The organism is Micromonospora parva (assembly GCF_000718515.1).
GTDB classification, from domain to species: Bacteria; Actinomycetota; Actinomycetes; order Mycobacteriales; family Micromonosporaceae; genus Micromonospora; species Micromonospora parva.
The window spans coordinates 1-17,394 of the sequence record NZ_JNZS01000020.1 but is presented as its reverse complement, the minus strand read 5'-3'; the positions used below and the strand labels follow the sequence as shown (position 1 = coordinate 17,394).

General features: G+C 71.8%; 16 protein-coding genes. 6 read left to right on the top strand and 10 right to left on the bottom strand.

The features are described from left to right. Position 1: 1 nt before the first annotated feature. The 4 genes from IF22_RS0124325 to IF22_RS0124310 all read right to left on the bottom strand — a co-directional run bounded on the left by IF22_RS0124325 (position 2) and on the right by IF22_RS0124310 (position 4,419). Positions 2-949, bottom strand: coding sequence for a TAXI family TRAP transporter solute-binding subunit (locus tag IF22_RS0124325; RefSeq protein WP_425339855.1), 948 nt, complete (start codon positions 947-949; stop codon positions 2-4). Between the two features lie 71 nt (positions 950-1,020). Then, a complete protein-coding gene (locus IF22_RS0124320; RefSeq protein ID WP_245233724.1) occupies positions 1,021-1,764 on the bottom strand; it encodes a hypothetical protein in 744 nt (247 codons plus the stop codon). Positions 1,765-1,871: 107 nt separating this feature from the next. Next, complete coding sequence (yaaA, locus tag IF22_RS0124315) at positions 1,872-2,669, bottom strand: peroxide stress protein YaaA (RefSeq protein WP_030335794.1); 798 nt, start codon at positions 2,667-2,669, stop codon at positions 1,872-1,874. Positions 2,670-2,733: 64 nt separating this feature from the next. Beyond that, positions 2,734-4,419 carry an ArnT family glycosyltransferase gene (locus tag IF22_RS0124310; protein WP_030335792.1) on the bottom strand — a complete coding sequence of 562 codons (1,686 nt, stop codon included), beginning with the start codon at positions 4,417-4,419 and terminating at the stop codon, positions 2,734-2,736. Positions 4,420-4,591: 172 nt separating this feature from the next. Here IF22_RS0124310 and IF22_RS0124305 point away from each other — a divergent pair, with 172 nt between their 5' ends. Further along, on the top strand, positions 4,592-5,632 hold the full coding sequence (locus IF22_RS0124305; RefSeq protein WP_036412232.1) for an App1 family protein phosphatidate phosphatase: 1,041 nt from the start codon (positions 4,592-4,594) through the stop codon (positions 5,630-5,632). Between the two features lie 17 nt (positions 5,633-5,649). Here IF22_RS0124305 and IF22_RS35160 read toward each other — a convergent pair whose 3' ends face one another. The 5 genes from IF22_RS35160 to IF22_RS0124290 all read right to left on the bottom strand — a co-directional run bounded on the left by IF22_RS35160 (position 5,650) and on the right by IF22_RS0124290 (position 10,996). After that, entirely contained in the window at positions 5,650-5,823 is a 174-nt protein-coding gene (locus IF22_RS35160; protein ID WP_156057831.1) for a hypothetical protein, read from the bottom strand. Next, entirely contained in the window at positions 5,820-6,152 is a 333-nt protein-coding gene (locus IF22_RS33980) for a DUF6036 family nucleotidyltransferase (protein WP_051708756.1), read from the bottom strand. The genes IF22_RS35160 and IF22_RS33980 overlap by 4 nt, the downstream gene beginning before the upstream one ends. Continuing rightward, complete coding sequence (locus IF22_RS33975) at positions 6,149-6,541, bottom strand: hypothetical protein (RefSeq protein ID WP_156057828.1); 393 nt, start codon at positions 6,539-6,541, stop codon at positions 6,149-6,151. The genes IF22_RS33980 and IF22_RS33975 overlap by 4 nt, the downstream gene beginning before the upstream one ends. Before the next feature lie 70 nt (positions 6,542-6,611). After that, a complete protein-coding gene (glgB, locus tag IF22_RS0124295; protein WP_030335788.1) occupies positions 6,612-8,714 on the bottom strand; it encodes a 1,4-alpha-glucan branching protein GlgB in 2,103 nt (700 codons plus the stop codon). Then, positions 8,702-10,996 (bottom strand): alpha-1,4-glucan--maltose-1-phosphate maltosyltransferase, encoded by a 2,295-nt coding sequence (locus IF22_RS0124290; protein ID WP_030335786.1) that lies wholly within the window; start codon positions 10,994-10,996, stop codon positions 8,702-8,704. The genes glgB and IF22_RS0124290 overlap by 13 nt, the downstream gene beginning before the upstream one ends. A gap of 227 nt (positions 10,997-11,223) precedes the next feature. On the opposite strand from IF22_RS0124290, the gene IF22_RS0124285 reads away from it, so the two are divergent. The 3 genes from IF22_RS0124285 to IF22_RS0124275 all read left to right on the top strand — a co-directional run bounded on the left by IF22_RS0124285 (position 11,224) and on the right by IF22_RS0124275 (position 13,040). Next, on the top strand, positions 11,224-12,168 hold the full coding sequence (locus tag IF22_RS0124285) for an inositol-3-phosphate synthase (RefSeq protein ID WP_030335783.1): 945 nt from the start codon (positions 11,224-11,226) through the stop codon (positions 12,166-12,168). 78 nt (positions 12,169-12,246) lie between these two features. Further along, positions 12,247-12,645 carry a fluoride efflux transporter FluC gene (locus IF22_RS0124280; protein ID WP_051708754.1) on the top strand — a complete coding sequence of 133 codons (399 nt, stop codon included), beginning with the start codon at positions 12,247-12,249 and terminating at the stop codon, positions 12,643-12,645. After that, entirely contained in the window at positions 12,645-13,040 is a 396-nt protein-coding gene (locus IF22_RS0124275) for a fluoride efflux transporter FluC (RefSeq protein ID WP_030335780.1), read from the top strand. Before IF22_RS0124280 ends, IF22_RS0124275 begins: the two co-directional genes overlap by 1 nt. A gap of 18 nt (positions 13,041-13,058) precedes the next feature. Here IF22_RS0124275 and glgA read toward each other — a convergent pair whose 3' ends face one another. Continuing rightward, positions 13,059-14,264, bottom strand: a complete 1,206-nt coding sequence (gene glgA, locus IF22_RS0124270) for a glycogen synthase (protein WP_030335778.1) — start codon at positions 14,262-14,264, stop codon at positions 13,059-13,061. Positions 14,265-14,336: 72 nt separating this feature from the next. On the opposite strand from glgA, the gene glgC reads away from it, so the two are divergent. Both glgC and pgm read left to right on the top strand, forming a co-directional pair. Next, positions 14,337-15,569: a glucose-1-phosphate adenylyltransferase gene (gene glgC / locus IF22_RS0124265; protein ID WP_030335777.1), complete on the top strand. Its 1,233-nt coding sequence runs from the start codon at positions 14,337-14,339 to the stop codon at positions 15,567-15,569. Between the two features lie 31 nt (positions 15,570-15,600). Continuing rightward, the gene (gene pgm, locus IF22_RS0124260; protein ID WP_030335775.1) at positions 15,601-17,244 is read left to right on the top strand and encodes a phosphoglucomutase (alpha-D-glucose-1,6-bisphosphate-dependent); all 1,644 of its coding nucleotides are present in this window, start codon (positions 15,601-15,603) and stop codon (positions 17,242-17,244) included. Positions 17,245-17,394: the final 150 nt, after the last annotated feature.

Below are 17,394 nucleotides of genomic sequence, written 5' to 3'. Positions count from 1 at the left end.
GTCACGGTTTGGTGGCGCGGTACCACGCGGCGGCGCCCGGGTGCAGCGGCAGCGGCGCGGTGACGATCGCCGAGCGGGGGCTCATCCGTCCCGCCGCCGGATGCGCGGCGGCCAGCTCGGCGCGGCGGTCCATCAGCAGCCGGGTCACCTCACGGACCAACGGTTCCGGCAGCCCGGCCCGGACGATCAGGTAGTTCGGGTTGGCGACAGTGGTCACCGCGTCCACCCCGTACACCGAGCGGGGGATGTCCCGGGAGACGTAGACCTGGCCGTAGCGCGAGCGCAGCGGCTCGGTCCACTCGCTGAGGTCCACGATCCGGATGGCGCTGGCGTCGGCCAACTCCTCAATGCCCCGCACCGGCAGGCCGCCGGAGAAGAAGAACGCGTCGATCCGCCCGGAACGCAGCGCCTTCACCGAGTCGTCCAGACCGAGCCGCTCGCGGCGCACCTCGCCGCCACCGAGGCGGGCCACCTCCAACAGCCGGGTCGCGGTGATCTCGGTGCCCGAGCCGGGCGCGCCGACGGAGACGCGCCGGCCGCGCAGGTCGGCGACAGTGCGAACCGGGCCACCGCTCGTGGTGACCAGGTGCAGTTGGTCGTCGTACACCCGGGCGACGGCGGCGACCGCGGGGCTTCCCGTCGTGCTGGTGGGCAGCACGTCGGCCTGGGTGAAGCCCAGCTCGGCCCCGCCGGAGCCGACGAGCTGGACGTTCTCCGCCGAGGCGGCGGTGACCACCACGCTCGCCCGGACGTCGGGCAGTTCCCGGTTGAGGATGGCCGCCAGGGACTGCCCGAACGCGTAGTAGACAGCGGTGGGGCTGCCGGTGGCGATCCGGATCGACGTCGGCGGGGTCGGGGCGTCCCGGCAGCTGGCGACCGCGAGGTTCGCGATCAGCAGCACCGTCCACAGGGCGGCCAGGCCGGTGCGGCTGGACGAGGTACGACTCACGCGGTGCACTGTGCGCCGTCGTGCCGGTGCGCGCAAGCCCGGGTCGGGCGACGTCCGGACGCCGGCACCGATCAGCAGGCGGCGCGACCCGCCGGCGCACCGACAGCACGCGCCGGGTTCATCCCGCGTGCTGTCGCCGTCCCGGGTGCCGCCATCGGTGCGCGCGCCGGCTCCAACGCCGCGCTGCGCAGGATCCGCTGCCGGTCCGGGCCGTCGGCCACGCTGACCAGGAAGCAACCGGTGCCGGGGCGGAGCCGGGCCGGCACGTCGAGCACGGCCGCGCCCCGGATGAGCACCGCTGCCAACTCCCGGTCGGTGAGCCGGACACCGAGGATGTGCCGGCGGACGTGCCGCCCGGCGGCCAGCAGCGCCGAGCGCCAGGCCGCCTCCGCCAGCCGGGTCACCAACCGCCGCCGGGCCGGCGAGGCGCCGGGCAGCGGCCCGCCGAGCAGCTCGCGCCGCCCCTGCCACCAGCCCGCGTCCAACATCCGGGTGTACGCGCCCTGGTGCTCCCGGGGCACCCACAGCCGGTGCAACTCGTAGCGGCGGCGCAGGCCGCCGACGGCAACCTCGTGGGTGACCGGGATGTCCAGCCGGGCGAGCAGTTGCCGCATGCGCTGCGCGGCGTCCTCCCGATTGAACTCCACCCCGGGGGTGTGCTCGGCCCGTACCGCGCTCGGTCGGGCGGCGGTCGGCGGCGGTGTGCACCGTTGCAGGCAGGCGGCCTCGAACGCGTCGCCCAGTGTCAACCAACCCAGCGGGGCCGGGGACGTCGAGGGGTGGGGCCGGTCGAGCAGGGCGGGTTCGCGGGTCAACGGAGGCTCCCTTGTCGGAGTCTGGGTCGCCTTACCGTGGCCCCTGTCACGCCGTTACGGAACCGCTCCGGCCGAGCCTTGAGCAAATCTTGCGGCTGCCGTGCCCGCTACAGGTCGGTGACGACCACATCCACCTGCCGTACCCGGCCCGCGGCGGTGCCCTGCTCCAACACCGTGTGCTTCAACTCCCGCAGGGTGCCCACCAGCTCCGCCGCGGTACGCGGCCGGGCGCCGGCGACGAGGAGGTCGCGGACCAGCCGCCCCTTGGTGGCCTTGTTGAAGTGGCTGACCACCGAGCGGACCGGCACCCCGTCGACCTCCCGCTCGTGCAGAACCCGCACGGTGACGGTGCGCTCGGCCAGCTCTCCGCGCGGCGTCCAGGTGGCCGCGTACGCACCGGAGCGCAGGTCCAGCACCGGGCCCCGCCCGGCAGCCCCGTCCACCGCCGGCGTCAGCTCCCTGCGCCAGTACGCCGACAGCGCCCCGACCTCGGGCAGTCGGGCGCCGATCGGGCAGCGGTACGGCGGGATCCGGTCGGCCAGCCGTACCGCGCCCCACAGGCCGGAGCTGATCAGGATCGACCGGCGGGCCGCCCGTTGCGCCGCGGCCGGCAGGGAGGCCAGGTCCAGCGCCTCGTAGAGCACCCCGGTGTAGAGCCGCTCGACCGGGGCGGTGGCCGCCTCCCGCAGTCGGGCGTTGCGCCGCAGTTCGCCGCGTTGACCCTCGCTGAGGCCGAGTGCCGACCGCGCCGCCTGCTCGTCCGGCCCGGCGCTCAGCGCCACCAGGGCGTCCAGCACCCGCTCGCGGGCCGGGTTCAGCTCGGGCAGCGACAGCCGGTCCGGGGTCCAGCGCCGTCCGGTGCCGGCGTCGGCCTTCCCCTCCGAGGGCGGCAGCAGGATGAGCATGGGTCTCCTCGACGGGCGAAACGCGGCGCCCCACGCGCCGGCCCGGCCAGCGTACGACCAGCCCCTACCGCCAGGGCCGCACCGGGGTGTCGGGGTGGTACACGCGATAGCCGCCGACCTCCCGCACCGGCGTGGCGTCACCCCGGTCGGCGAGCAGCCTCCGCAACCGCCGGTCCATCGGCGAGCCGGCCTCCACCACGTAGCCCGGCCGCTCGGCTCGCCCCACCTGCCGCCAGTACGGCCGGTAGCGGTTCTGCCCGGGGGACAGGTCGGCGTCGAGCACCCCGCAGACCACCGACTCGTCCGTGTTGAAGATCAACCGGTTGCAGGTCCAGTAGTCCCCGTACACCTCGTGGGGCCCGTCGGCGCGCAGCGCGGCGGCCAACTCCCGGGCCTGGCGCTCCTCGGTCCGCGACGCCGCGGTGCCGGTGGCCGCGAAGAGCACGGTGATCACCAGCGTGGTCACTGTCAGCGCGGCCAACACGGCGGCGGACAGCGCGCCGGCGATCCGGCCCAGCACGCTGCTGGTGCCCCGCCAGGCGGTCAGCGCCGCCACCCAGAGCGGCCAGAGTACCGCCGGCAGCGACAGTTGCAGCACCGACAGGTAGCGGGCGTTGTCCAGTGGGCTGGTCGCGGCGAGCGGGCTGCGCACGTACGACAGCAGTGTCAACGCCGCGCCGGCGATCAGCGCGAGCTGCACGACCGGCCCGACCCGCTCTGCACGCAAACCTCCGGGCCTTTGCTCTGCACCCGCGGACGCGACACCGGCGCGTTCGACCCGCTCCCTACCCGGAGTTGCGGCCGCGCGACGGTACGCGAGCACCGCGAGTGCCGCGCCGGCCACCAGCAGCACCGGGTACAGCACGCCGAACCACTGTTGCCAACGTCCGCAGCCGTCCACCGGGCAGAGCCCGTGCGCCAGCGGCACCCCCTCCAGCAGGCCACCCCGGATCCGGTCGGACCACGGTGGCTGCGGCCCGGTCTTGGTGCTGACCTCCCGGAACACCGACAACGAGTCCTCACCGGGCCCGGCCCGCAGGTTGTCGACGATCATCGGGGCCACCCCGACGACCGCCCCCGCCACCAGCAGCAGACCGCACCAACCGAGCAGCTCCCGCCGTACCGCCCAGAGCAGGGCCAGCCCGGCCACCGCGAGGTACGGCAGGATCAGCCAGTCCGACCAGACCGACAGCCCGACGAGCAGCCCGAACAGCCCGATCGCGAGGCGTCGGCGGTGAACCGTGCCGACGGCCAGCCCCACGGTGATCAGCAGCATCAGCAGCACCGCCGGCTTCACCTCCGGCCGCCCACCGACGACGGTGAGCTGGTCGCGCACCACCCGTTCCGGCCCGAGCGCGAGCAGACCCACCACGAAGGCGGCGAACCACGGTGTGCAGAGCCGGCGGGTCAACCGGTGGATCAGATAGAGGAAGACCGCGTACAGCACGAGCATCGGCAGCCGCAGCACCGGCCAGCTCGGCCCGGCCACCGCCATCAGGGGAGCGGCCAGGTACGACTCCAACACCCCCATGTAGTGCTGGCCGTAGAGAAAGATCGGGCGTTCCCGGCCCTGGGCGATGTGCAGCGCGGCGAGACCGAAGGTCGCCTCGTCGCTGTTCGACACCGGCACGGTGAAGAGCGTCAGAATCAGCCGGTAGACGACACCGGCGACCCCGAACAGCAGCGCGACGAGCGCCGGCCGGTCGAGTCGCGGACGCCATCGCCCGCGGTGCTGCTCTGGATGCGACACGACCAACGCCCCCGTCGTCGTCCCGACCGGAGTGTTTCACGTCCGGCCGGGCCGCCGAGGTGGATCGGCGCAGCCAGGGTTGGCGGGGCCGGTACGGCCGGGGCTGGCTGGGCCGGTGCGGCCGGGGACGGCTCGCGTGGCCGTGGCTGCCGACGTGTGGCAGGGTTGGCGCGTGCCACCCACTCCCGCCGGCCAGCTGGCCGTACCGAACCTGCACCGGGCCGCGCGGATCGAGGACGCCGTGCACCAGCTCGTCGAGCGTCGGCTGCGGCGCACCGGCTGGCGGATCAACATCGTCGCGTACACCGGTTACGGCGCGCCGGGGTGGGTGCGGGTGATGTGTCGGGTCCTGCTGGGCCGTCCGGACACCCGCCAGCGGGGTCGGCTGGACAAGGTCCGCGGCTGGCGCAGCTTCACCACACTGCCCGCCAAGCACGTCACGGTGACCATCGAGGCCGGCGGGGTGTGCCACGAGACGCGGGCCGACCGCAGCGGCTTCGTCGACACGCTTGTCGAGGCCGACCTGCCGCCCGGTTGGGGCACGGTCCGGCTCAGCGTCCCGGACGCCGAACCGGTCGACGCGCCGGTGCGCATCCTCGACCCGGACGTCAAGTTCGGCATCCTCTCCGACATCGACGACACGGTGATGGTGACCGCGCTGCCCCGACCGCTGCTCGCCGCCTGGAACACGTTCGTGCTCGACGAGCACGCGCGCAACGCCGTGCCCGGCATGGCGGTGCTCTACGAACGGCTGGTCACCGCGCATCCCGGCGCCCCGGTCTTCTACCTCTCCACCGGCGCGTGGAACGTGGCGCCCACGTTGACCCGCTTCCTGTCCCGGCACCTCTACCCGGCCGGGCCGCTGCTGCTCACCGACTGGGGGCCGACCGCCGACCGCTGGTTCCGCAGCGGCATGGAACACAAGCGCAGCACCCTGGCCCGGCTGGCCAAGGAGTTCCCCGACGTGCGCTGGCTGCTCGTCGGCGACGACGGCCAGCACGATCAGGAGATCTACCGCGAGTTCGCCGCCGCCCACCCGGAGAACGTCGCCGGGGTGGCGATCCGCCGACTCTCCCCGACCCAGTCGGTGCTGGCCGGTAGCCTGCCCGCCCCGGCCGGCCGCCCCTCGTCGGGGCCGGTGGGGCAGAAGTGGCTCTCCGCCCCGGACGGTGCCGGCCTGTGGCAGCTGCTGCGCGACGCCGGCCTGGTCTGACCGTCAGCCCCGCCGAGCTATCGGCCGTCGAATACGTCTTCGAGGACAAGTCTCGCCCGGCCGGGGACCTCTTCGTCCGGGAAGATCTCGGTGCAGAGGCCGAGGACCTCGTCGGGGTTGTTCAGCCCGAGGTGCTCCACCAGGAAGCGGATGTCCTCGGCATCTCGGCGCCGTGCCGCGAGTACCTTCATGGCAAGCAGGTGTTCCGGGGACGCCGCCGAGACCCGCAGGCCAGGGTGATCGAAGACTCGTGGTGCCTCCGCCAGCGGCGACGTACACGCTCGCCTGTTCGTTCAGCCACCACCGCGGCAGCCCGCGCTTCGTCGAGCACGATGCCGTGCGGCTGAAACACAGCGTCGATGTCCCGGGTCGCCCGACGGGCGTCGTAGGCCAGCGCCATTGCAGCTCCACCGAAGATGTACAGGTCGGCGATCACACCTCGCTTTGCCAGCCGGTCACCGAGCCTGCGGAAGGCGTCCTCGATGGCAGTACGGTCCAGCAGCGGGTCGTCGGCGCTCACGCGACCTTCAACTCCTGTGGGGAGATGAACACCCCACGGCGCCGGAATGCCGCAGGCGAGTGCACCACGGCGTCGACGCGGGCGGCGCGAGTGTTGAAGGGGAACCAGAACTGCCGTAGCGACCGCGTCTCGACCCACGAGGGAGCGCCGCGCCCGTCGCGGGCGGCGAGGTACTCCGTCAGCGCCGCGAGGAAGACGTCCCAATGATCGTCACCTGTCGGAGCTGGCTCCTGGATCAGCAAGTCAGCGCGACGCTCGGACGATTCCCAGCTGTACTCCTCCAGGAACTCCGCCACCAGACGCCACCGCCTGGGGTCGTCGACCCCGGCGAGCAGGACGCCCAAGCGTGCCATCGTCATCGGCTCGTACATCGCAGGACGATTGCTCACAGCGTCAACGCTAGTACAGGTCTGCGCCGACCTGCCGTAAGCCCTGCCCTTCTACCGTCAGCGGCGGCTGTCAGCTTTGGCGGAGCCAGATCGCACCCAACGGCGGCACCTGGAGGGCCGCTGACGCGACCATCCCGTGCCACGGCACGTCCTCGGCCCGCACCTCACCCAGGTTGCCCACCCCGGACCCGCCGTAGTGGTGGGCGTCGGTGTTGAGCACCTCGGTCCAGGTGCCACCGGCCGGCAATCCGATCCGGTAGTCGTGCAGCGGCTGGGCGGAGAAGTTCGCCACGCAGACCAGCGTCGAGCCGTCCGGGGCGATCCGGATGAACGACACGGTGTTGTTGGCGACGTCGTCACCGGCGATCCAGCGGAAGCCGGCCGGCTCGGTGTCCTGGGCCCAGAGCGCCGGGGTGTCCCGGTAGACCCGGTTGAGGTCGCCGACGAGGCGTTGCACGCCGGCGCGGGCCGGGTCGTGCAGCAGGTACCAGTCGAGGCCGCGTTCCTCGCTCCACTCCCGGTCGTCTGCCAGCTCGGAGCCCATGAAGAGCAGTTGCTTGCCGGGGTGCGCCCACATGTACGCCAGCAGCGCCCGCACGTTCGCCAGCCGCTGCCAGGTGTCGCCGGGCATCTTGCCGGCCAGTGAGCCTTTGCCGTGCACGACCTCGTCGTGGCTGATCGGCAGCACGTAGTTCTCGCTCCAGGCGTACGCCAGGGAGAAGGTGAGCTGGTGGTGGTGGTGCTGGCGGTAGATCGGGTCCTTCGAGGTGTAGAGCAGGGTGTCGTGCATCCAGCCCATGTTCCACTTGAACCCGAAGCCGAGCCCGCCCTCGGCGGTGGGTCGGGTGACCCCCGGCCAGGCGGTGGACTCCTCGGCGATCATGACGACGCCGGCGTGGTGCTTGTAGACGGTGGCGTTGACCTCCTGGAGGAAGGCGATGGCCTCCAGGTTCTCCCGGCCGCCGTACTGGTTGGGGGCCCACTCGCCGTGGTTGCGGGAGTAGTCCAGGTAGAGCATCGAGGCGACCGCGTCGACCCGCAGCCCGTCGACGTGGAACTGATCGCACCAGTAGAGCGCGTTGGCGACCAGGAAGTTGCGGACCTCGTTGCGGCCGAAGTCGAAGACGTACGTGCCCCAGTCGGGGTGTTCGCCGCGCCGCGGGTCGGGGTGCTCGTAGAGCGGGGTGCCGTCGAACCGGGCGAGAGCCCACTCGTCCTTGGGGAAGTGCGCGGGCACCCAGTCCAGCAGGACGCCGATGCCGGCGGCGTGCAGTTGGTCCACCAGGTACCGGAAGTCGTCCGGGTCGCCGAACCGGGAGGTCGGCGCGTAGTAGCCGGTCACCTGGTAACCCCAGGAACCGCCGAACGGGTGCTCCATCACCGGCAGGAACTCCACGTGGGTGAAGCCCAGCTCGGTGACGTACGCGGTGAGCTGCTCGGCCAGCTCGCGGTAGCCCAGGCCGGGCCGCCACGAGCCGAGGTGCACCTCGTAGACGCTCATCGGCTCCTGGTGCGGCTGCCGTTCGGCCCGCCGGGCCAACCAGTCCGCGTCGTTCCACCGGTACGTCGAGTGGTGCACCACCGAGGCGGTGGCCGGCGGCACCTCGGCGTACGCGGCGAGGGGGTCGGCCTTGTCCCGCCACTGCCCGTCGGCGCCGAGCACCCGGTACTTGTAACGGGCCCCGACCCGCGCGTTGGGGACGAACAGCTCCCACACCCCGCTGGAGCCGAGCGAGCGCATCGGCCAGCCGTCGTCCGGCCCCCAGCCGGTGAAGTCGCCGACCACCCGCACGCCCTGGGCGTTGGGCGCCCAGACGCTGAACGCCACGCCCTCGTCGAACACCCGGGCGCCGAGCGCCTCCCACAGTCGCTCGTGCCGGCCCTCGCGGATCAGGTGCAGGTCCAGGTCGCCGAGGGTCGGCGGGTAGCGGTACGGGTCGTCGTGCGCGGTGCCGTCGACCTCCACCCGGTAGTCGAGCACGACGCCGTCGACCTGCGCCTCGAAGACGCCCACGTCGTGGACCCGCTTCATCGGGTGCCGCTCGTCGCCGACGAGCAGCATCACGTCCCCGGCGCCCCGGCGCATGGTGCGGATCGTCGTCGACGAGTCGGCGGGGTGCGCGCCGAGCAACGCGTGCGGGTCGTGCGTCGCGCCGGAGATCAGCTGGTCCATCGGTCGTCCTTCGGGGCGGGAGCGGTCGGCGCGGAACGGGACGGGCGGGTGGCGGCCGCACGGGCCGCCGCCCGGGACGCCAGGGTGGCCGGCGTCGCCGCCACGCTGGCCGGGGGCCCCGGAGCGGCGGTTGGGGCCGATGGCGCGGTGGCGGGGGGAGACGGTTCGGTGGCCGGGGCCACCGGGGCGGTGGCGGGGGCCGACGGCGCGGTGGCGGGGGGCGACGGCGCGGTGGCCGGGGCCACCGGGGCGGTGCCGCCGGACAGGTCGTCCGGCACGTCGGCGACGGTGAGGTCCGCCGGTTCGGCGCCCGCCAGCGGCGGCGCGACCGGCGGGGTCGGGCGACGCACCGTCAACACGTGCGCGGGTTGCAGGTACGGGTCGAGGCGTACCGCGTTGCGTTGACCCCAGTCGTAGCTGGTGCCGGTCAGCTCGTCGTACACCGTGAAGCGCTCGTGCCAGTCGAAGCCGAGCGCCGGCATGTCGAGGGTGGTGTTGCCCCACTGCACCTCGCGCGGGTCGAACGAGCAGATCACGATGACCGTGTTGCCGGTCTCCGGGTCGTGCTTCGACCAGCACAGCAGCGCCGGGTTGTCGATCTCGTGGAACCGCAGGTTGCGCAGCTGGTGCAGGGCGGGGTTGTCCCGGCGTACCCGGTTGAGGGTGGTCAGGAACGGCGCCAGCGAGCGGCCCTGCGCCTCGGCGGCGGCCCAGTCGCGGGGGCGCAGCTCGTACTTCTCGTTGTCCAGGTACTCCTCGGCGCCCGGCCGGGCCACGTGCTCGAACAGCTCGTAACCGGCGTAGAGGCCCCAGGAGGGGGAGAGCAGCGCGGCCAGCACCGCCCGGATCTTGAACATCGGCGGGCCGCCGTGCTGCAACGACTCGTGCAGGATGTCGGGGGTGTTCGGCCAGAAGTTCGGCCGCATGTAGTCGGCCGCCTCGATCAGCTCCTCGCAGTACTCCCGCATCTGCGCGGCCGTCGTGCGCCAGGTGAAATAGGTGTACGACTGGGTGAAGCCGATCTTGCCGAGGCCGTGCATGATCGCCGGCCGGGTGAACGCCTCGGCCAGGAACAGCACGTCCGGGTCGACAGTCTTCACCTCGGCGATCAGCCAGTGCCAGAAGTCGAACGGCTTGGTGTGCGGGTTGTCCACCCGGAAGATCCGGATGCCCTCACCGACCCAGTGCAGCACCACCCGCAGCACCTCGGCCCGGATGCCCTCGGGGTCGTTGTCGAAGTTGACCGGGTAGATGTCCTGGTACTTCTTCGGCGGGTTCTCCGCGTACGCGATGCTGCCGTCGGCCCGGGTGGTGAACCACTCCGGGTGCTCGGTGACCCACGGGTGGTCGGGCGCGCACTGCAACGCCAGGTCCATCGCGACCTCCAGGCCCTGTGCGGCAGCCGCCTGGATGAAGGCTCGGAAGTCCGCCGGCGTACCCAGGTCGGGGTGGATCGTGTCGTGGCCGCCCTCGGCGGCGCCGATCGCCCACGGCGAGCCCACGTCGGTCGGACCGGCGGTGAGCGCGTTGTTGCGGCCCTTGCGGTTGATGCGGCCGATCGGGTGGATCGGCGGCAGGTAGAGCACGTCGAAGCCCATCGCGGCGACACCCGGCAGCCGTTCGGTGGCGGTCGCGAAGGTGCCGGACCGGCCACCCACCGCCCCTTCGGAGCGGGGGAAGAACTCGTACCAGGCCGAGTAGAGCGCCCGCTTGCGGTCAACCCAGATCGAGTACGCGTCACCGGCGGTGACCAGCTCTCGCACCGGGTGCTCCCAGAGCAGGTCGGCCAGGGCCAGAGCCGGCCCGACCCGCTGCGCCAGCGGCAGGTCGGTGTCGACCAGCGCCGTGAGCGCGTCGGCGACCCGGGGCCGGTCGGCGGCCGGGACGAGGCTGCGGGCGGCGGCGAGTACCCGAGCGCCTTCGGCCAGGTCGTTGGCCAGGTCCTCCGGCCCCTGCCCGGCGGCGACCTTCTTGGTCACCGCGTTCTGCCAGGTCAGGTACGGGTCCTGGAACGCCTCGACGGAGAAGGTCCACGAGCCGACGGCGTCGGGGCAGATGGTGGCGTGCCAGCGGTCCTGACCCGGCTCGCCGGGGCGCATCCGGGTGAACGGCCGCGGCTCGCCGTCGGGGCCGGCCCACACCACGTTGCAGCCCAGCGCGTCGTGCCCCTCCCGGTAGGCGCGCGCCGACACCGGGACCGGTTCGTCGACCACCGCCTTTGCCGGGTACCGCCCGCAGGAGACGACGGGGGAGACGTCTTCGATCGGGAACCGTCCAGTCACCCCGCCAACCTACTGCGCGAGATCCGTTCGCGCGCGGCCAAGCGTGCCGCTCTGTCCCACACCCGGTGCACGGAAGGTGTCGCGACGATCCGAAGGACGCAAGATCGCGCAAAATCCTGGTTCTAGTGGTGTCGGAGCCTCGGCGATGCCACCAGATCGTGGTTCCAGCGTGATCTTGACGGCGGCGGAACGGGATCACCGAGCCGGAGGTGCCGTAGCCTCCGGTCATGATCAAACGGGTGAGGGTCGCGGTCGTCGGTGTCGGCAACAACACGTCAGCGCTGGTGCAGGGGATCGCGCTGCACCGCCACAACGGCAGCCTGGTGGGTGTCCGCCGGCCGGTCGTCGACGGGATCGCGGTGGGCGACATCGAGTTCGTCGCGGCCTTCGCCACCTCCAAGGAGAAGATCGGCAAGGATCTGACCGAGGCGATCTTCCTGCCGCCCAACAACGTCCCTCGGCTGAACTGCGACCTGCCCAGCTCGGGTGTGCCGGTCACGAAGGGGCTCGTCGACGCGACCGGGGTGGACCGGGTGGCGGCGGCACTGGCCGGGGCGGAGGTGCTGCTCTACTCGGCGCCGAGCGGCCGACCGGAGACCGCCCGGGCGTACGCCGAGGCGGCGCGCATCGCGGGCGTCGCCTTCATCAACACCACCGCCGACCCGATCTCCCGCGATCCGCAGGTGATGAGCCGGTTCGAGGCGGCCGGTCTGCCGCTGCTCGGAGACGACCTGGCCAGCCAGTTCGGCACCTCGGTGGTGCACAACGCGCTGTTGCGGCTGCTGCGCGAACGGGGCCTGGCGCTGATCAGTTCCTACCAGGTCAATCTGGGCGGTACCGAGGACTTCCGCAACCTGGTCGAGAACCCCAACACCAAGAAACAGTCCAAGCTCAACGCCCTGCCGGACGCCGACAAGGTCGAGGTGGCTCCGCTCGGCTACCTGCCGCACCTGCGATCACAGAAGGTGGCGCACCTCAACATCGAGGCGCAGGGCTGGGGTGAGACGACGCTGAGCCTCGACGTGAAACTGAAGGTTGACGACCCGAGTGGCGCGGCCGGGGTCAACATCGACCTGATCCGCATCGCGGCCGTCGCGCTCCGCAACGGGCACGGCGGTCACCCCGCACAGGCGACGTCGTTGTTCAAGTCCCCACCCGGAACGCCGATCTGACCGGGCGGACGTCGACCGTACGGGTGAGGGCCGCCCGGCCGGGGCGTCGGTGGCATACGACGGTGAGTCAATGGGCCAATGACAATCCTCGCGATCGTCGTCGGCGGTGGTATCGGCGCCACCCTGCGGTACCTGCTGGGGCTCGGCTTCGCGCCGTCCACGCCACCTGACTTCCCCTGGGTCACCTTCGTGATCAACATGGTGGGCGCGTTCGCGCTCGGCGCCGTGATGACGCTGCTCGCGGCACACCGGCTGCCGGGCCCGTGGGGCAAGCCGTTCCTGTCGACCGGGCTCATCGGCGGGTTCACCACCTGGTCGCACTTCATCGTCGAGAGCGACCAGCTGATCGGGGCGCGGCGCAGCGGAATCGGCATCGTCTACCTGGTCGTGTCCATCGTCCTCGGAGTGCTCGCGGCGGCGCTCGGCGCCCGCCTGGTGGAACTGCGCACCGGGCGTCCGACGGCAAGGAGTGCCTGATGTGGGTCGGCATCGGGGTGTTCCTGGCCGGCGGACTCGGAGCGCTGAGCCGCGCCGGCGTCGACGCGTTGGTGAAGCCGTGGTGGAGCAGGCGGGCCACCGGGTCCAGCAAGGCGTTCCCGGCGAGCACCTTCCTGATCAACGTGTCGGGCGCGTTCGTGCTCGGCATCGTCACCGGCTACGCGGTGAAACACACCGCCGGAGGCGCGCAGGACTTCGCCACCGTCGTCGGCGTCGGCTTCCTCGGCGCGTACACCACCTTCTCCACCGAGGAGTGGCACACCCTGGGACTGCTGCGCAAGAACGCCGCCGTCGAGGCCTTCAACGTGCTCGGCAGCCTCTGCGCGAGCCTCGTGCTGGCCGCACTCGGCCTGTGGCTCGGCAGCCTGCTCTAGCGCCAGCAGGCAGCCTGTCTAGCGGGCCAGCACGGAGCGGTAGACCTCCAGGGTCTGCCCGGCGATGGCGTCCCAGGAGAAGTGCTCCACCGCGCGTCTCCGGCCGGCCAGGCCGAACCGTTCGGTGCGCGCCGGGTCCGCCAGCAGAGTGTTGATCGCCGCCGCCAGGTCGGCCACGAAACGGTCCGGGGCCAGGGGCGTGCCGGAGCCGTCGGTGGCCTGCTCGATCGGCACCAGCAGCCCCGTCTCACCGTCGGCCACGACCTCGGGGATACCGCCGGTGGCGGTCGCCACCACCGCCGTCTCGCAGGCCATCGCCTCCAGGTTGACGATGCCCATCGGCTCGTACACCGACGGGCAGGCGAAGACGGTGGCGTGGGTGAGCACCTGGATCACCTCGGTCTTGGGCAGCATCTCGGCCACCCAGACCACCCCGGAACGGTTGGCCCGCAGCTCGGCCACCAACTCCTCGACCTCGGCGGCGATCTCGGCGGTGTCCGGCGCGCCGGCCAGCAGCACCAGTTGGGTGTCCGCCGGCAACTCCCGGGCGGCGCGCAGCAGGTACGGCAGCCCTTTCTGCCGAGTGATCCTTCCCACGTAGACCACGCTCGGCCGGGACGGGTCGATGCCGAGCCGGTCGAGCACGTCGGTGTCGGCGTCCGGGGCGTACTGGATGGTGTCGATGCCGTTGTAGACCACCCGGACCCGGTCGGGGTCGATCTGCGGGTACGCGGTGAGAACGTCGGAGCGCATCCCGCCGCTGACCGCGATGATCGCGTCGGCCGACTCGTACGCCGTGCGCTCGATCCACGAGGAGAGCGCGTAACCGCCGCCGAGCTGCTCGGCCTTCCACGGCCGCAGCGGCTCCAGGCTGTGCGCGGTCACCACGTGCGGCACCCCGTGCAGCAGCTTCGCGGTGTGACCGGCCAGGTTCGCGTACCAGGTGTGGCTGTGCACCACGTCGGTGCCGGCCGTGCCGGCGGCCATCTCCAGGTCCACGCCCATGGTGCGCAGCGCGGCGTTCGCGCCGGTCAGGCCGGGCGGTTCGGGGTACGCGGTGACGCCCGGCTCGGTGCGCGGCAGGCCGAAGCAGTGCACCCGCACGTCGGTGCGGCGGCGCAACTCCCGGGCCAGGTACTCGACGTGCACGCCCGCGCCGCCGTAGACCTCCGGTGGGTACTCGCGGGTGAGCAGATCGACGCGCGGCGGGGTGGGTTCCGTCATGACCCCGCACCCTAGTGCAGAAGACTCCCCGTACGAGTGGTGAAGTGGGGCGAGGGTGGATAGCGTCGGGGCATGGCTGCCAAGGTGCTCGCGATCGTCCTGGCGGGTGGGGAGGGCAAGCGCCTGATGCCACTCACCACGGACCGGGCCAAGCCGGCCGTCCCGTTCGGCGGGATGTACCGCATGGTCGACTTCGTCCTCTCCAACCTGGCCAACGCCGGCTATCTCAAGATCGTCGTGCTGACCCAGTACAAGTCCCACTCCCTCGACCGGCACATCACCAAGACCTGGCGGATGTCCACGCTGCTCGGCAACTACGTCACCCCGGTGCCCGCGCAGCAACGTCGCGGCCCGTGGTGGTTCGCCGGCTCGGCCGACGCCATCTACCAGAGCTTCAACCTCATCAACGACGAGCAGCCCGACTACGTGATCGTCTTCGGCGCCGACCACATCTACCGAATGGACCCGCGGCAGATGGTGGAGGACCACATCGCCTCCGGTGCGGCGGTGACCGTCGCCGGCATCCGCCAGCCGCTGTCGATGGCCGACCAGTTCGGCGTCATCGAGGTCGGCGAGGACGGCAAGCGGATCCGCGCGTTCCGCGAGAAGCCCACCGACGCGGTCGGCCTGCCCGACGCGCCGGACGAGATCTACGCCTCGATGGGCAACTACGTCTTCACCACCCGGGCCCTCTGCGAGGCGGTCGAGCGCGACGCCGAAGACAAGACCAGCAAGCACGACATGGGCGGCAGCATCATCCCGATGCTCGTCGAGCGCGGCGAGGCCAACGTCTACGACTTCCGCGACAACGAGGTGCCGGGCAGCACCGACCGCGACCGCGGCTACTGGCGGGACGTGGGAACGCTCGACTCGTTCTACGACGCGCACATGGATCTGATCAACGTGCACCCCGTCTTCAACATGTACAACTTCGACTGGCCGATCTACACCGAGCAGCCGCCGTGGCCGCCGGCGAAGTTCGTCCACCAGTGGGGTGAACGGGTCGGCCGGGCGGTCGGCTCGATGGTCTCCCCGGGTGTGGTGATCTCCGGCTCGCTGGTGGAGAACTCGATCGTCTCGCCGAAGGTGCGGGTGCACTCCTGGGCGCACGTCGAGGGCTCGGTGCTGATGGAGGGTGTGGAGATCGGCCGGCACGCGGTGATCCGACGGGCCATCCTGGACAAGAACGTGTTCGTCCCGGAGGGCGTCGAGATCGGCGTCGACCTGGAGAAGGACCGGCAGCGCTACACCGTCTCCGACAACGGCATCGTGGTGATCGGCAAGGGCCAGAAGGTCGTGCCGTGAGCGTCCCGCACTTCCCGAGGAGGATCCCGCAGTGACCCACCCCCGTGCCGGCCAGCCCGCCGAGCCCGCCGACCTGGTCGACGTGCCGCGCCTGGTGACCGCCTACTACGCCGAGCATCCGGACCCCGCGGACCCGGCCCAGCAGGTCTCCTTCGGCACCTCCGGGCACCGCGGCTCCAGCCTGCGCAACGCGTTCAACTCCGACCACATCCTCGCGGTCACCCAGGCGCTCTGCGACTACCGACGCGAGCAGGGGTTGGACGGGCCGCTCTTCCTCGCCCGGGACACCCACGCGCTCTCCGCGCCGGCCGCGGTGGACGCCCTGGAGGTGCTCGCCGCCAACGGGGTCACCGTGCTGGTGGACAGCCGCGACGGCTACACCCCGACCCCGGCGCTGTCGCACGCGATCCTCACCCACAACCGGGGGCGGACCAGCGGGCTCGCCGACGGCATCGTGATCACCCCGTCGCACAACCCGCCCGACGACGGCGGTTTCAAGTACAACCCCACCAACGGCGGGCCGGCCGACACCGACGTCACCCGGTGGATCCAGGACCGGGCCAACGCCATCCTCGCCGCCGGGCTCAAGGAGGTCCGCCGGATCACCTACGCGCGGGCGCGGGCCGCCGACACCACCGGGGAGTACGACTTCCTCGCCCACTACGTCGACGACCTGCCGGCGGCGATCGACATCGACGCCATCCGTGACGCGGGGATCCGCATCGGCGCGGACCCGCTGGGCGGGGCGAGCGTGGCGTACTGGGGTGAGATCGCCGAGCGGCACCGGCTGGACCTGACGGTGGTCAACCCGACCGTCGACCCGACCTGGCGGTTCATGACCCTGGACGGCGACGGCAAGATCCGGATGGACTGCTCCTCGCCGAACGCGATGGCGTCGTTGATCGCCGCGCGGGCCGATTACCAGATCTCCACCGGCAACGACGCGGACGCCGACCGGCACGGCATCGTCACCCCGGACGCCGGGCTGATGAACCCCAACCACTTCCTGGCGGTGGCGATCGGACACCTGTTCCGCACCCGCACCGAGTGGGGTCCGGCGGCCGCCGTGGGCAAGACCCTGGTCTCCTCGTCGATGATCGACCGGGTTGCCGCCGACCTGGGCCGACCCCTGCTGGAGGTGCCGGTCGGCTTCAAGTGGTTCGTACCCGGCCTGCTCGACGGCGCTGTCGGCTTCGGCGGTGAGGAGAGCGCCGGGGCGTCGTTCCTGCGCCGCGACGGCTCGACCTGGACCACCGACAAGGACGGCATCCTGCTCTGTCTGCTCGCCGCCGAGATCCAGGCCACCACCGGCCGCAGCCCGAGCGAGCACTGGGCGGAGTTGGCCGAGCGCTTCGGCGCGCCCGCGTACGCCCGGATCGACGCCCCCGCCACCCGGGAGCAGAAGGCAGTGCTCGGCAAGCTCTCCCCGGACCAGGTCACCGCCACCGAGCTGGCCGGTGAGCCGATCACCGCGACGCTGACCACCGCCCCGGGCAACGGCGCACCGATCGGTGGCCTGAAGGTGAGCACCGAGTCCGGCTGGTTCGCCGCCAGGCCCTCCGGCACGGAGGACGTCTACAAGATCTACGCCGAGTCCTTCCAGGGCCCCGACCACCTGAAGAAGATCCAGGAAGAAGCCAAAACCCTGGTAGACCAAGCCCTAACCCAGGCCTAACCCCACGCGCCCCCTCCTGCCCCCCTCTACCCCGGTTGATCAAGAGGTTTGCGTCATGCCGACCGGCGTGTCGTGACGCAAACCTCTTGATCAACGGCGTCGCGGGGCAGGCAGCAGGGGGGCAGCGGGGTGGGGGGTATTCAGCAGGGT

Bases quoted from the DNA above. Each gene is read 5' to 3' on its own strand.
- yaaA (WP_030335794.1), bottom strand. From the start codon at position 2,669: ATGCTCATCCTGCTGCCGCCCTCGGAGGGGAAGGCCGACGCCGGCACC.
- glgB (WP_030335788.1), bottom strand. From the start codon at position 8,714: ATGGACCAGCTGATCTCCGGCGCGACGCACGACCCGCACGCGTTGCTC.
- IF22_RS0124275 (WP_030335780.1), top strand. From the start codon at position 12,645: ATGTGGGTCGGCATCGGGGTGTTCCTGGCCGGCGGACTCGGAGCGCTG.
- IF22_RS35160 (WP_156057831.1), bottom strand. From the start codon at position 5,823: ATGAAGGTACTCGCGGCACGGCGCCGAGATGCCGAGGACATCCGCTTC.
- glgA (WP_030335778.1), bottom strand. From the start codon at position 14,264: ATGACGGAACCCACCCCGCCGCGCGTCGATCTGCTCACCCGCGAGTAC.
- IF22_RS0124280 (WP_051708754.1), top strand. From the start codon at position 12,247: ATGACAATCCTCGCGATCGTCGTCGGCGGTGGTATCGGCGCCACCCTG.
- glgC (WP_030335777.1), top strand. From the start codon at position 14,337: ATGGCTGCCAAGGTGCTCGCGATCGTCCTGGCGGGTGGGGAGGGCAAG.
- IF22_RS0124285 (WP_030335783.1), top strand. From the start codon at position 11,224: ATGATCAAACGGGTGAGGGTCGCGGTCGTCGGTGTCGGCAACAACACG.